The sequence below is a fragment of the Sorangiineae bacterium MSr11954 genome, assembly GCA_037157815.1.
Lineage (GTDB): Bacteria > Myxococcota_A > Polyangia > Polyangiales > Polyangiaceae > Pendulispora > Pendulispora albinea.
The window spans coordinates 1,996,830-2,010,954 of sequence record CP089984.1 but is presented as its reverse complement, the minus strand read 5'-3'; the positions used below and the strand labels follow the sequence as shown (position 1 = coordinate 2,010,954).

11 protein-coding genes are annotated in these 14,125 nt (G+C 65.9%); 7 read left to right on the top strand and 4 right to left on the bottom strand.

The genetic code is table 11. The features are described 5' to 3' along the window. Positions 1–56 precede the first annotated feature (56 nt). From LZC94_08255 to LZC94_08225, 7 genes are all read left to right on the top strand, one after another. On the top strand, positions 57–2,294 hold the full coding sequence (locus tag LZC94_08255; GenBank protein ID WXB17261.1) for a S8 family serine peptidase: 2,238 nt from the start codon (positions 57–59) through the stop codon (positions 2,292–2,294). Between the two features lie 1,496 nt (positions 2,295–3,790). Then, positions 3,791–4,432, top strand: coding sequence for a sigma-70 family RNA polymerase sigma factor (locus tag LZC94_08250; protein ID WXB17260.1), 642 nt, complete (start codon positions 3,791–3,793; stop codon positions 4,430–4,432). After that, positions 4,429–5,598, top strand: a complete 1,170-nt coding sequence (locus LZC94_08245) for a FecR family protein (protein ID WXB17259.1) — start codon at positions 4,429–4,431, stop codon at positions 5,596–5,598. The genes LZC94_08250 and LZC94_08245 overlap by 4 nt, the downstream gene beginning before the upstream one ends. Before the next feature lie 23 nt (positions 5,599–5,621). Further along, positions 5,622–6,794 carry a hypothetical protein gene (locus LZC94_08240; GenBank protein WXB17258.1) on the top strand — a complete coding sequence of 391 codons (1,173 nt, stop codon included), beginning with the start codon at positions 5,622–5,624 and terminating at the stop codon, positions 6,792–6,794. 42 nt (positions 6,795–6,836) lie between these two features. Further along, positions 6,837–9,023 (top strand): hypothetical protein, encoded by a 2,187-nt coding sequence (locus LZC94_08235; GenBank protein ID WXB17257.1) that lies wholly within the window; start codon positions 6,837–6,839, stop codon positions 9,021–9,023. Positions 9,024–9,253: 230 nt separating this feature from the next. Next, positions 9,254–9,622, top strand: coding sequence for a hypothetical protein (locus LZC94_08230; GenBank protein ID WXB17256.1), 369 nt, complete (start codon positions 9,254–9,256; stop codon positions 9,620–9,622). Further along, complete coding sequence (locus LZC94_08225) at positions 9,619–9,954, top strand: hypothetical protein (protein WXB17255.1); 336 nt, start codon at positions 9,619–9,621, stop codon at positions 9,952–9,954. Before LZC94_08230 ends, LZC94_08225 begins: the two co-directional genes overlap by 4 nt. A 46-nt stretch (positions 9,955–10,000) precedes the next feature. Here LZC94_08225 and LZC94_08220 read toward each other — a convergent pair whose 3' ends face one another. The 4 genes from LZC94_08220 to LZC94_08205 all read right to left on the bottom strand — a co-directional run bounded on the left by LZC94_08220 (position 10,001) and on the right by LZC94_08205 (position 14,096). Then, a complete protein-coding gene (locus tag LZC94_08220; protein ID WXB17254.1) occupies positions 10,001–10,594 on the bottom strand; it encodes a hypothetical protein in 594 nt (197 codons plus the stop codon). Positions 10,595–10,915: 321 nt separating this feature from the next. Further along, positions 10,916–11,386: an OsmC family protein gene (locus LZC94_08215; GenBank protein ID WXB17253.1), complete on the bottom strand. Its 471-nt coding sequence runs from the start codon at positions 11,384–11,386 to the stop codon at positions 10,916–10,918. 35 nt (positions 11,387–11,421) lie between these two features. Beyond that, positions 11,422–12,285, bottom strand: coding sequence for a hypothetical protein (locus tag LZC94_08210; protein ID WXB17252.1), 864 nt, complete (start codon positions 12,283–12,285; stop codon positions 11,422–11,424). Between the two features lie 92 nt (positions 12,286–12,377). Next, positions 12,378–14,096: a protein kinase gene (locus tag LZC94_08205; protein WXB17251.1), complete on the bottom strand. Its 1,719-nt coding sequence runs from the start codon at positions 14,094–14,096 to the stop codon at positions 12,378–12,380. Positions 14,097–14,125 lie beyond the last annotated feature (29 nt).

Genomic DNA, 14,125 nt, shown 5'->3' with positions numbered 1-14,125 from the left:
ACGGGCACGCGCGCCGCGCCCACGAGGCCGTTTTACCTCACGAAGGAGGAATGTCGATGGCATATCTCAAGCGGTATCCTTGGCTTTACGGATTGGGCCTTCTCACGGCGGCGTGCTCCAGCCAATCTGGACCGAGCGAGGCGGGACAGGCCGGTTCGACCGACGTGAAAGTCGAAGAAAATGCAGGGCAGTCCACCATGCGTGTAGGTACCGACATCGTGCGGACCACGCATGCCAAAGTATCGAATGCGGCACTCGTCAAAGTCGATGGGACGGAGAAATCCCAAGTACTTACGTGGAACGAAGCGCTTTCGAACGGGGAGACGACTCCCTACTACGCCATTCACGATGGCAGCGTGTGGCACGAGGCAAAGACGACATCGTACCAAGTACCACTGCGCGCCCGCCGCATCGATCCGCTTCGCGAGGTGCAATCGAAGGAGCTCCCGAGCGCGACGTCCCATCTCCACGTCGTTCAATACATTTCGCAGCCGCTCGAAGAGTACCGGCGCGCCATCGTCGCGGCCGGCGGGCAGGTTCACCACTATTTGCATGGCAACGCGCAGCTCGTCCGCGCCAACTACGCCGCCATCGAGCGCATCTCGGCCCTTCCGTTCGTTCGCGCCGTCACCCCCATGGTCGCGCACGACAAGGTGGAGGAGACCTTGGACGCGACGCGCGGCCTGGCCCTGGGGCCGGTCAAATTGAACGTCGTGCTGGTCGATCCCAAGGAGGATCGTCCCCTGCTCGAAGACCACATTCGCGCACTCGGCGGCAAAATCGCCATGAGCGCCACGGATAGTCTTTTGATCGAGGTGGAGCTCGATCGACGCCAGGTGGACGCGCTCACGCAGCTCGACCAGGTGCTCTGGGTCGAACCGAGCACACCGATCGAATACGACTTCGAAAATGCGCGCGTTCAAGGCGGCGCGAATTACCTGGCCGCACTCCCCCCGACCATTCCAAACATTCCCAACTATACAGGGGTGGGTATTCGCGGACACATCATGGAGGGTATCAACCCGAACCACCCCGATTTCGCGGCCAACGATCATCGGGTCAAGCCGGTCGGTGTCCAAGATACGGCGGCCGACTCGCACGGGCACCAGACGTTCGGCATCGTGTTTGGGTCGGGCGCGGGCAATCCGGTGGCGCGCGGCATTCTGCCGAATGGTCAGGGTTACTTCACCAACTACAGCCCGAACATCATCGATCATCCAGGCGCCCGGGCGACCTTGGTGAAAAAGCTGATTGCCGATCACAAGATCGTGTTCCAGACGGCCTCGTGGGGCAACGCGCGCACCCGGGTCTACGGGGCCATCTCCGCGGAGATGGATTCGCTGATCTTCCAAAACGATATTCCCCTCACGCAGAGCCAGAGCAACGCGGGCAATCAGGACTCGCGGCCTCAGGCGTGGGCCAAGAACATCATCTCGGTGGGGGCGGTCTACCACCAAGGCACCGTCGATCCCAAAGACGATAAATGGAACGGCGGCGGGAGCACGGGTCCGGCGGCCGACGGAAGCACCAAGCCCGATTTGTGCGCCTACTACGACCAGACGACCACCGCGGCCGTCAATGGAGGCTACGCGAGCTTCGGCGGCACATCGGGGGCGACGCCGATGGTGGCCGGCTATGTGGGGCTCGCCCTCGAGCTCTGGACCAATGGCGTGTTCGGCAACCCGATCATCCCGAAGGGCACCAACGAGGATCTGGCATCCTTCCGCTTCAAGAACCGCCCGCATTTCTCGACCACCAAGGCGCTCTTGATCCACTCGGCCGCCCCCTACCCGTTCACGGGCGAGACCTCGGATCTCACGCGCACGCACCAGGGCTGGGGCTTCCCCGACGTAAGGAACCTATACGAACGGCGCGGCAACGTGCTCGTGGTCAACGAGACAGACGTGCTGAAGAACCTACAAACCAAGTCGTACACGAAGACGGTGCCGGCCGGCGCCACCGACTTCCGCGCGACCCTCGTCTACTCCGACAAAGAGGCCGCGGTGCCCGCGAAGATCCACCGCGTAAACAATTTGGACCTCAAGGTCACGGCCCCCAACGGCACCATCTATTGGGGCAACAACGGCCTCCGCGCCGGAAATACGTCCACGGCAGGCGGCACGCACAACACGTTGGACACCGTGGAGAACGTTTGGATTCCGTCCCCCGCGGCAGGCACCTGGACGGTCGAGGTCATCGCCGACGAAGTCGTCGCCGACAACCACCTCGAAACACCGGAGGTCGACGTGGACTATGCACTGGTCGTAAGCCACCGCGGCGGCAACGCCGAGTAAGAAGCGATGATGCTCGGGGGTTGAACCGCCGGGGGTGCCAATACGGAACCGGGGTTCAACCACCAGGCCCTAACACGGAACGCGGGTTCAACTGCCAGGGCGCCAATACGGAAATGGCGGTTGACCGCCGGCGGCGCAAACACGGAACGGGGGTTCTACCGTCAGGGCACCAGCTCGGAAACGAGGGATAACCGCCAGGGCGCTAGGGGCGCAAACAGGGACACAGGGGGGGTTTCTACCGCCAGGGCGCCAATACGGAAATGGCGGTTGGCCGCCGGCGGCGCAAACACGGAACGGGGGTTCTACCGTCAGGGCACCAGCTCGGAAACGAGGGATAACCGCCAGGCCCTAACACGGAACGGGGTTTTACCGCCAGGGCGCTAGGGCCGCCAACACGGACAACGGGGGGTCCAACCGCCGGAGCATCAGCAGGGAAACGATGGATTAACCGCCAGGGCGCTAGGGCCGCCAACACGGAAACGGGTTTATTTTTTTTGAATGCTCCGTGCCCGGTCGAGTCAACCCCCATAAAAATAGAAGGCGCTCCAACGTTTGCGCCCAGGCGGTCGATTCATCGCGACCTGGCGCACACAAATTCTGAATGCTCCGTGCCCGGTCGAGTCAACCCCCGTAAAAAAGAAGGCGCTCCAACGTTTGCGCCCCGGCGGTCGATTCATCGCGACCTGGCGCACACAAATTCTGAATGCTCCGTGCCCAGTCGGGCCAACTCCCATAAAAAAAGAAGGCGTTCCAACGTTTGCGACCCTGGCGCCCTGGCGGTTGGATGATCGCGTCCCTGGCGCACACAAATTCTGAATGCTCCGTGCCCGGTCGGTTCAACCCCCATAAAAAAAGAAGGCGTTCCAACGTTTGCGACCCTGGCGCCCTGGCGGTTGGATGATCGCGTCCCTGGCGCACACAAATTCTGAATGCTCCGTGCCCGGTCGGTTCACCCCCCCATAAAAAAAGAAGGCGTTCCAACGTTTGCGACCCTGGCGCCCTGGCGGTTGGATGATCGCGTCCCCGGCGCACACAAATTCTGAATGCTCCGTGCCCAGTCGGGCCAACCCCATAAAAAAGAAGGCGTTCCAACGTTTGCGACCCTGGCGCCCTGGCGGTTGGATGATCGCGCCACGGCGCACACAAATTCTGAATGCTCCGTGCCCAGTCGGGCCAACCCCCATAAAAATAGAAGGCGTTCCAACGTTTGCGACCCTGGCGCCCTGGCGGTTGGATGATCGCGTCCCTGGCGCACACAAATTCTGAATGCTCCGTGCCCGGTCGGGCCAACCCCCATAAAAAAAGAAGGCGTTCCAACGTTTGCGACCCTGGCGCCCTGGCGGTTGGATGATCGCGCCACGGCGTGCACGACGTTGATGCGTGACGGCACGCGCCCATCCCAGGGAAACAGTTATTCCCATGTAGGATTCACCTCCGCACGGATCGTACGATTCGTGAGCCGTTGGTGACGGACCAGGCCATAGATCCGTCACTGGATGTTGCGAGCTGCACTGCGCATCGTGCATGACGATTCGGGCCCCGACGCGATTGAAGCGGCGGAGCGCGCCGAGGGCTTGGTCGCGCGCGTGCGCGCAGGCGAAGCTGCCGCCGAGGTGGAGTTCATCGCGCAATATCTCCCGCATGTGGCGCGGGTGCTCTTTCGGATTTCGGGCCGGCGCGATGGTCTCGATGATTTGTGCCAAGAGGTGTTTCTTCGCGCGTTCGAGCGCATCGACGCTCTGGAGGACGCGGAGGGCACACGAGCTTGGCTGACGCAATTTGCGGTCAATGTGGCGCGTGAGGCCATTCGTGCGCGCTCCCGACGGGGATGGCTGTCGTTCTGGGCGCCGGCCGATCTCCCCGATGCGTGTGCGGTCGATCCGACACCCGATCGGCAGGCCGAGATTCACGATGCGCTGCAGGCGGCGTACGAAATTCTCGACTCGCTCACCCCGGATGCGCGCGCCGCGTTCGTGCTGCGCTACTTCGAAGATCTTCCGTTGGCGGAGGTCGCCAAGGCGTGCGGTATTTCGGTCGCCACCGCGAAACGGCGCATCCATGATGCGGCGGAGATCTTCTTCGCCCGGGCGAGCCGGCATGAAGCTTTGCGCGGTTGGACGCGCGGGGGGCCGTCATGAGCTTGCGCGTGACACGAATCCCCAGGGAGCTCGTGAGCAACCTGCGCAAGGCGCAAGAGCAGGAGCTCGAAGCGCAAAGGTTGCCCCCGGCCGCCGAAATGGCCGCGCGCATTCGACGGCAGCGATGGCAAAGGGCGCGGACGCGGCGCGGGCGTTGGATCGGCCTGGTGGCGGCGGCCGCGGTGGCGGCGGCGATTTTCGCGGTGTGGTTTCGGCGGGACCGACGGGCGTTGGACTTTGCCGTCGGCCCCGCGGCCGTGCGCGGCGCCGTGGGGGCGTGGGTGGTGGCCGAGGGTACGAAGCCCGTTCCGCTCGTTTTTTCAGACGGAACGACGATGGCGCTCGCGCCCGAGACGCGCGCCAGGGTGCGCGCGATCGGTCCCTCGGGGGCGGAGATTGCGCTGGAGCGGGGGACGTTGCGGGCGGCGGTCGTCCCTCGGCCCGGCGGCGACTGGCTCGTGACCGTCGGACCGTTCGATGTGCGCGTCAAAGGCACCAAGTTCGATGTGAGCTGGGATCCCGTGGCCGAGGCGTTTGACTTGACCATGCACGAAGGCGTCGTCGTCGTAAGCGGCGCTTGCCTGCCCGCGCCGCGGCAGGCGGTGGCCAACGAGTCGTTGACCCTCTTCTGTTCGCACCCGAGCGCCCTTTCATCCGCGACCGCGACGGTGGCCAAGGAGGTGCCATCGGCGGCATCGAGCGATGGCACGACGGCGGATGTACCGGCCATGGCGGCGCCCCGTTCCAGCGCGCCATCTGCGCCCGTCCATGCGGGACGCGACGCGGGTGAGCCATGGTATGCGAGCGCGGACGAGGCCCTCGCGCAGGGGGATCGCGCGCGGTTGTCGGGGCGCGCGGACGAGGCCATCGCCGCGTACGATGCCGTTCGCGCGCGCTTCGCCGGCACGGACGCGGCCGCGATGGCCGCCTTTCATCGTGGCCAAGTGGCCTTCGACGTGCAGGGTGACGTGCTCGTTGCGCGGCGCTGGTTTCAAGCGTACTTGGCCGAGCGTCCCGACGGCTCTCTGGCGCGCGAAGCGTTGGGTCGGCAGCTCGAGTGCGAGCAACGCGCGGCGCTCGATGCGCATGATACGGCCGCGGGCTATCTGGAACGATTCCCCGATGGCCCGCGCGCCGATATGGCGCGCTCCGTGCTCGCGCAATGATGAGAAGCGCGATTCGGATTTCGATGTACCTGCTGCTGGCGTGCGCGCCGTTCGTCGCGCTGCGCGCCGAAGCGGCTCCGCCGGAGGCGCTTCGTGCGCCGCGTGTGCTGCTGATCGCACCGCGCGGCGACCCATTGAGTGAGCGCGTGCGGCTGGAGCTCGGGGCGCGAGGGTTCGGGGTGGTGCGCGGCGAGCACTTCGACCCTGCGCACCCCGCCGAGGGGGTGAATGGGCTCGTGCTCGTGGTCGAAGGGGGAGGCGCCGGCGTTGCCATTTGGGCAGTGGACGATGCGCGCGAGGCGCGTCTGCTTTCGCGGGTGGCGCTTCATGATGCGCCCGCAACTGGCGCCATTCGCGTTGCCGAGGTCGCGCGCACCTACGCGGGCGCGGGCGATTCGCCTCGCAACGGCGACGCCGCACGCGGCGCTGACGCGGCTCGCAGCGTCGATGCGCCGAGCAACGTCAGCCCGCCGGGCAACGTCGATGCGCCCGGCAACGTCAGCCCGCTGGGCAACGTCGATTCGCCGAGCGCCGGCACATCGAGCACCGCCGCGCGACAAGACGGCGCCGACGGCAGACGAGCGTCTTCGAACCCCGCCCCTGCGTCCCAGGCCGAGCCTCCCGGAGCCAAGGCGCGAGGGGCTCGCTCCGGCGCGGCCGCCCGGTTCGATGCGTTTGCGGAGGTGACGTGGATGCATCCGGGAGCGGGGTTCTCGTCTTCGTTGGGCGCCAACATTGGATTTCGCGTGTACGCGCATCCGCGCGTCGCGATCGGCGGCTTTGCGGGCTTCCCGATCGCGTCTTCCTCGATTCGAACGGAGGTGGGATCGGCGCGCGTGTCGCCTTATTTTCTCGGAGGTACCGTGCGAGTGGCCCTCCTCGACGAACGCGGGCCCGGCTTTCGTATGGGCGTTGGCGCCGGGGTCGCGCTGCAATGGGTGCGCACCGATGGAGAGACGCGGGCGCCTTATGAAGGGCGTTCGTCGAATGTTTGGGGCGCGATGCCGCTCGCCACCATCGACCTCGGGCACACCTTGGGCGATGCGCTCGTGATCCATGGCGCGGGGATCGTCGGCGCTTCGGTTCCCAAGGTGGATGTGCGCTTTGCGAACGACACCGTTGGCGCATGGGCAAGTCCGATGATCGGTTTGCAGCTTGGGCTCACGATCCGCGCGGCCGAGCGCACACCGCTTTGAATTGCGTGAGCCATCGGGATGACCTCCGGCCATCTACGTAGCATGCGCTCCTCGCTCGTGCTCGCGTCACCGCTGCTGTCGCCGCTGCTCCTGGCCGCCGCGTGCAGCGGACTATCGGCCGATCCCATCGTCGGCGGTCCCTCCGATGCCGGCACCGACGGGCGAGCTCCAGGTTCCATCGCCATCGAATTTGCGCCGGCGTGCGCGCAGGGCAAATGGTGCTGGGCGAGCCCGTACCCTACGGGGCAGGACATCGTGGGGCTCTACGCCGCCGATCGAAGCCAATCGCTATGGGCGGTGGATGAAACGGGGACCATCGTTCGCGCGACCACCCGCTCCGGCGTGATTTCCAGTTGGGAAACGGTGTACGAGCCGTCCGCCGACATCGTGGCCACCTCCATCGTCGGCACCGACGATTCGAACATCTGGGTTGGTTACGGCAGCTACCTCGGAAAAGATTTGGATACCATCGAGCGAAGCCACGGCAAGCTCGGCCCCGGAGGGGTCATCCATTGGGATGGATCGACGTGGCGCGTTCATCCCGATCCCGACGAGCCTACGACGGCGCTCTGGATGGCGCCCGATCGCAAGCTATGGAAAGGAACCTCGCGAACCGTCGAGGCGCTCGATGGCTCGTCGGCACGGAGGCTCTTCACCCGCTCCAGCTCACTCCCCAGCCCCGTCGTCACCGTCACGGGCAATCGCGCGGGGGCCGTTTATGCGGCCGATCGATACGGCTACGCCTCGGTATGGGACGGAAAGACCGATGGAGGTGCCGCCACCTTCGTACCCTTGGTGAGGGTCGACGATGCGGTCCACACGGCGGCCCTCTGGGTCGATGGCGCGGATACCGTGCACCTGGGGCTGGAGACAGGCACCTTGGCGGTCAATACGAACATCGCGAGCTACGGGCGTTCTGGGAATGGGAACGGCGGCGGCTGGGACCTCGACGGGGAAGTTCGCAGTGCGTGCAAACCCGCAAACACATCTCGCCCCGGGCGCGGAAAGCGCGTCGTTCACGACGATCGGGGCGCGCTCTTCTTTGCCGAGGGAGGCACGTGCTCGCTGGGATTCGGCAATCGCCGCTACGGCGCGAACGAGCAGGATGTCGCGCCATTCGGCGTTCTGGCGGCTGCAAAGGCCCAAGACACCCTGTCGACCTCGAGCGGCTCACCGCTTTGGGATTTATGGGTCGGAGGCCCGGGCGGATCCATTGGATTCCGTCACGTATATCTGCCCGAGGGCCTGGGGCCCACGTCTTGGCGATCGCCCAACTCGGGCGCCCGCGCACCCCATTCGGACTTATCGGGCGTGTCGGTCGGACGCGACGGCGTCGTTTGGTCTTTCAGCTACCGTGGCGGCACCCAAAACGAAGTCGTTCGCCTCGATGGCTCGGGCGCCTTCGCCACGCCCATCTCGCTCGTGCCGAGCACCCTCTTCGCCTTCGACCGGCGCAACGTGTGGATCGGCGGCGATCGCGGGGGCAGCAAGGTCGCTCCGGTGCTCTCCCATTTCGACGGCGCCTCGTGGTCCGAGATCGCCCTTCCGAGCAGTGTGACCGAAGGCACGGTCGGATCCATCTGGGGCGCCGCGCCCGACGACATTTGGGCGACCGTGTCCACGACGCGCGCGCTGCAGACGGCGGCGGCGGTCATCGTGCACTTCGACGGCAAGACCTGGACGGTCGCGGAGACGTTCGACGGGGTCCATCGGGCCATGGGCGGGAGCGCATCGAACAACGTTTGGTTCGCGAGCTCACGGGACAAGGTCGGTGGAGTCAACCGCATAACGCGATGGAACGGCGCCTCGATGCTGGATCGAAGCGAGGGGTTTCCGCCCGATCGGAGCATCGAGGCGCTCGTTCCCGTGAGCGCCGAGGAAGCTTGGGCGCTGGCGCCAGGCGGTTCCTGGGGTTCCATTCCCTACCACTTCGTCGACGGACGATGGCGCGCCGTCACCGTTCCCAATGTGGAGTCGACGGGGATCGGCATTCGGGCCATGGCCGTTCGAAACGGCGGGGACGTTTGGTTCGGAGGGTTTCGCGGCATGCGCCCGTCGGCCGGCGAGACGCTCCAGGAGCGCTCGGCGTTCATGCGCTGGGATGGTCACGCGCTGACGACCAAGGTCGACCCGGCCATCGGGCGCATGATCACGGCCATGGCCACGGGGCCCGATGGTCGCATCTGGGCCGTGGGCCGCGGCGGCACGATGGTCTTCGCCGTGCCCTGAATTTCAGGATCTTCGAGACGTTCGCCCGCGACCTCGCGCGCGCATCCGAGAGGCCGAAAATCACCGTTCAATTCCAAAAGAGTCGTTCGTTTTCAACCCCCATCGTCCACCTTCCCCGCAGGGGGCAGGTGGGCATTTCAACCGGTCGTCCCTACTTCGCCGCAGAGGCGGTATGGGCGAGCTTTGGAGCACCTCGACCTATGAAGAAGACCGTATTTCATGTCTCGGCCATGGCCATGCTCGGCCTCACTCTGACCCCGGCGGCCCACGCCGGTGCGCGATTCAATAATTCCGATTTTTACATCGATTCGGAGGGTCACTATGCGTCGGGGATGGTGAGCGGGGTGCGCAATACGGCCGATACCGTGGCGCGCATCGAATGCGGGATTACGGCGACCTTCGATAACATATCGATGTTCTGCTGGGGGCAAAACGCCGCCCAAAAATCGGTGACCTGTTTTAGCTCGCGCCCCGCGCTGGTGCAGGCAGCTGCCACGATCCAGTCGGAAAGCACCATCGTGTTCTATTGGAACGAGGCCGGCGAGTGCACGTACCTCTCGGTACTCGTCGAGTCGGCCACCGCGCCGAAGACGCCTTGAAGACGCGCGCCGTCCTCGCGAGCGCCGCCGTCGCCGCGCTCGCCGCGCTCTCCTTCGCGGCCTCGCTCAGCTTCGCTGGAGCCCCACGGAGCGCGTCACCGATTGCACCGCCCCCCACCCCCGTTTCGGACGGCGACGCGGCATACGGCGCAGCCGAGCGGCTCGTGAACGCGGGGTTGGCCGCCCGCCGATGGACCGAGAAGGACGCGCGCGAATTGCGGCGGCTGCTCCCGCAGATGTCGCGACCGCAGTGCGAACGAATCCTTCACACCTTGCTTCCCGCGATCAACCGAGGCGACATCGAGGTGACCGCCACCGGGCGCCCCTTTTAGCCGTTTGGGAACCCATGGCCACCTCTCGTGGTCATGGAGACGACGGCTACCAGGTAATGCTGTAAACACACTTCGCCGCACCCTTTTTCCGGCACGATGCGGGGCGCACGTGCTCGACGAAGGCGTGCGGCTCGAAGCGTAATGCGAATCCCAAAAGGATGCCGCGGTCGACGTCGCAGGGATATGGGTTTTCGCAGACGATGGTGATGCGGTTTTCGTCGGGGTGCGGCTCGTAGATGTAGTGGCCAATGCCCTCGGTCATGCGACCGGTGGCTACATCGAACATCAGCTTGCCGTTTTTGCGATGATTGAGGTGGTACGCGACATCGATGGCCTCGAAGAGGCTGTGAATCCCGTGCATGTTCGCCGGGAGGGCGGCGTTTTCGGGGATGCGTTTTCCGATGGCCAAGGTCTTCGAGGGCCCCACGGCCTCGCTGATGTCGAAGAGAGCAGCGAGGTAGTTTTCCATCGGCCACCACGGGCGCGGATCGGGGACGAATTTGCCATCGCGATCCATGCGGCCCAGGCCATGCTTGCAAAAGATCCGAAACGCAATTTCCGGAATCAGCCGAAACGCCGAGATGACGTTGGCAACGGCGTCGTACCCATTGACTTCGAGTCCAGGTTCCACAGGGTCCATTCGAAGGAAGGAGCAGCCGATCCCCCCGGTAACGCCACGCTTCACTTTCTATACGAACATCGAGGTCGTGCTGACAAGGCGGTTTTCCACCGCAGACATGCTCTTCGGCCCAACCACGTTGTGAATACAACACCGACCCAATGCCCAGTTACGGCCGGCCCATGCATTGGACCATTCACGACCGGACACGCGGGACAGCGTCCCGATAACCCGAACGTCCGATAACCCGAACGTCCGATAACCCGAACGTCCGATAACCCGAACGCCCGATAACCCGAACGCCCGATAACCCGAACGCCCGATGACGCGAACGACGGCGAGCTAGTCGGCCACGATGATTTCCGGCTCGTTCTTCACCGGGAAATTGACGGAGTTGGCGATGAAGCACTCGGAGTGCGCCTTTTCGTGCAGGGCGCGCGCCTTGTCCGGATCGGAGCCTTTGGCGATGGTCACTTTGGGGGCGAGCACGACCTCGACGAAGCGCAGCTTGCCCTCGTGCATGGCCATGCGTCCGCGCGCCGCATCTTCGTACGCGAGCACCTCGATGCCGGAGCGCACCGCAAGGGCGAGGTACGAGAGGCAGTGACAGCCCGCCAAGGAGGCGACCAAAAGGTCCTCGGGGTTGTGCAGCGAAGGATCGCCGCGGAAGACGGGGGCAGCCGTTCCTCGAAGCAGCGGCTTGCCCTCCATCTCGACGGAGTATTCGCGCGAGTAGCTCGCGTAGTCCTTGGTGGACCCGTGCGCGGCGCCGGTCCAAACGAGCTTGCAGGCAAAAAGATGTTCGTGGGCCATGGCCGCGATCGTAGCGCAGCCCCGGGCGAGCCGCCCTAAAAGCGCAGGCCCCAGCTGGCGCGCGCTCCGCCTTGCGTCGGCGCCACCGAGAACGACGAGCCGCCGAGGGCGGTGGTCGCGCCCGCATCGCGCGGGGCGGTCAGGGTGGGTCGCGTGAGGAACAGATAGAGCGCGGCCACGCCGGAGACGACGCCCACGCCGAGCGCGATGTCTGCGATGGCGTAGCTGCGCGACATGGAGTCGACGTCGCTCGGGTTGCAGTTCGGCTTGCACGAGTCGAGATCGTTCTTCTGCGAAAGGCCGCGCAGACCGAAGAAGGTGCCGGCCGCGAGCCCCGCGACCCCCACGCCGCCAAAGACCCAAACGGCGGTGGGGATGGGGCGCGAGATGCTGGCCTGGACCGCCGCCTTGTCCTCGAAGCTGGCCGAAATCTTTCGGTACTTCTCGCCTTCGCGGATGGTGGCCGACACCTCGCGCGTGGCGCCCTTCGGCTCCTTGGGCTCGAAGCGGAATTTGTGGGTGCCCGGCTCCACCTCGATGGCCTTGCCGTCGAGGCGATCGAGCAGCTTCTTCTCGTCGATGAAGACGGTGACCTGCGTGAGCTCCTCGCCGGTGAGGCCGCGCACGTCGAAGATCACGGTGGGGATGCTCGTATCGAGCTCGGTCACCCAGCGCTGGCAATCGCGCGAGAGCACCGCAGGGCACACGTCGCGCGCGCACTCGAGGGCGCGCTGACGCGCCTCGCGAAGCTTGCCGGCGCGGCGAAGGCTCTGGCTTTGTTCGTAGCTGCTGACGCACGCGTTGGTGTCGGCTGCGAAGGACGCAGCAGGCCAGGACACGAGCGCGGCAGCGCCCAAGGTGAGGACATGGAGACGGGGGAACGTGAACGATGAAAGCATTGCGACGGCGCGGATGTTAGTCGCGCCACACGCATAGAGCCACTACAACTGTGTGCGTTTTGTGGCGCCAATTGACGCATGTGTCGTCGGCGCTACTTGTTCCCGAAGCACTGCGGCTTGGGGCGCTTGATGCCCGATTCATCGATGATGAACGGGTTCTCGCAATCGATGGGCGTGGGTCCCGTCGGCGCGCCACCATGCGACGCGCGATGCCGCGGGCGCGATCCCGTGTTGCTGGTGTTGCCGGCGCCGCCGCCCGCGTTGCCCGCGCCCGCGCTGTTCGCGGGCGCGGCAGCCGATGAGTCGGTGGGCGCGGGCGTCTCGTTGCTGGGCGGCGTAGCGGCCGATGCCGCGGGCGCTTCGGTGGACGATGGCGCGGGCTGCGCTTGGTCCATCTTGGGCGGCGCCGTCGCGGCGCTGCTCGACGCGGGGGACGCGGGATCGGGGCCCGTGTGAGCTTTCGGCGATTTGAAGAAGGTGACCATCACGTAGATGACGCCGAGGGTGACGATGGTCAGGAGCGTCAGCACGCCGAGCGCCTTCCACCAGGGAACGATGGACTCCTGGAACGGCTGGAAGAACGCCGCCGCCCGCGGCCGCGTGCCGCCGCCCGACGACGTGGTGAAGCTGCTCGCCGCGATCGAGCGCGAATGGCTCTCCGAGTTGAACGACGCCTCCCGATCGCGCATCGGGCCCATCGGCGGGGCGGCGCCGGACGCGCTCGAAGGGTCGCGCGATCCACTGCCGGTGCTCGAGTCGTGGCGCGGGCGCGGGCTCGCGGTGACCTCGCTCGCGACCTCGGTCGGCGCGATGGCCTCGAAGTCCGAGGGCTGCGACGTCTCGCTCTCGATGCGCTCGACCAGCGCGCGGCTGGCGCGCAGCGCCGGGCCTGCGAAGAACTCGACCCACTCACCGACCTCGCGCGCCGATGCCGGACGGCACACGCGCTCGAGCGCCACCGCCATATCGTGCGCGGTGGCGAAGCGGCGATCGGCGTCGCGATCGAGGCCCTTGAGCACCACGGCGTCGAGCTCGCGCGGGACCTCGGGGGCGCGCGCGCTGGGCGGGGGCACGTCGCGGTTGACGACGGCGCTCACGATCTCGGCCAGGTTGTCGCCGTCGAAGAGGCGCGCGCCGACGAGCGTCTCCCAGAGCACGATGGACGCGGCGAAGATGTCGGTGCGGCGATCGACGTCGGCGCGCCCGAGCTGCTCCGGCGCCATGTAGGCGAATTTACCTTTGACCGAGCCGTCTTTGGTCTCGTGAACGCGGCCTGCCGCCTTGGCCACGCCGAAGTCGAGCACCCGCGCCACGCCGTCGCGTCCCACGATGACGTTCTGCGGCGAGACGTCGCGGTGCACGATGCCGAGCGGCTGACCGCGCTCGCTGGTCGCTTCGTGCGCCGCGTGCAGCCCATCGAGCACGCCCACCATGATGGCCGACGCGATGGTCGGCGGAAGGCGCATCCCCTGCGTGCTCGCGGAGCGGATGATGCGCGCGAGCGACTCGCCTTGGATGTACTCCATGACGATGAGCAGCTCGTTCTCGTCCGAGACGACGTCCAACGTGTGCACCACGTTGGGGTGACGGATGCGTGAAACGAGGCGCGCCTCGTCGAGGAACATCGCCACGAAGTCGGGATTGCGTGCGAGGTGCGGATGGAGCCGCTTGATGGCCACCGTGCGTGCAAACCCCGCCGATCCAATCAGGCGCCCGAGATGCACGGACGCCATCCCGCCGCTGGCGATCTCCGCGAAAACGGTGTAGCGGCCCAGCCGCTGGGGCCCACGCTGCGGGACGGGATTTTGCACTGTCGACCAAATTAGCAGAATTCCATCCG

Bases quoted from the DNA above. Each gene is read 5' to 3' on its own strand.
- LZC94_08220 (WXB17254.1), bottom strand. From the start codon at position 10,594: ATGGACCCTGTGGAACCTGGACTCGAAGTCAATGGGTACGACGCCGTT.
- LZC94_08245 (WXB17259.1), top strand. From the start codon at position 4,429: ATGAGCTTGCGCGTGACACGAATCCCCAGGGAGCTCGTGAGCAACCTG.
- LZC94_08235 (WXB17257.1), top strand. From the start codon at position 6,837: ATGCGCTCCTCGCTCGTGCTCGCGTCACCGCTGCTGTCGCCGCTGCTC.
- LZC94_08250 (WXB17260.1), top strand. From the start codon at position 3,791: ATGTTGCGAGCTGCACTGCGCATCGTGCATGACGATTCGGGCCCCGAC.
- LZC94_08255 (WXB17261.1), top strand. From the start codon at position 57: ATGGCATATCTCAAGCGGTATCCTTGGCTTTACGGATTGGGCCTTCTC.
- LZC94_08240 (WXB17258.1), top strand. From the start codon at position 5,622: ATGTACCTGCTGCTGGCGTGCGCGCCGTTCGTCGCGCTGCGCGCCGAA.
- LZC94_08210 (WXB17252.1), bottom strand. From the start codon at position 12,285: ATGCTTTCATCGTTCACGTTCCCCCGTCTCCATGTCCTCACCTTGGGC.
- LZC94_08215 (WXB17253.1), bottom strand. From the start codon at position 11,386: ATGGCCCACGAACATCTTTTTGCCTGCAAGCTCGTTTGGACCGGCGCC.
- LZC94_08230 (WXB17256.1), top strand. From the start codon at position 9,254: ATGGCCATGCTCGGCCTCACTCTGACCCCGGCGGCCCACGCCGGTGCG.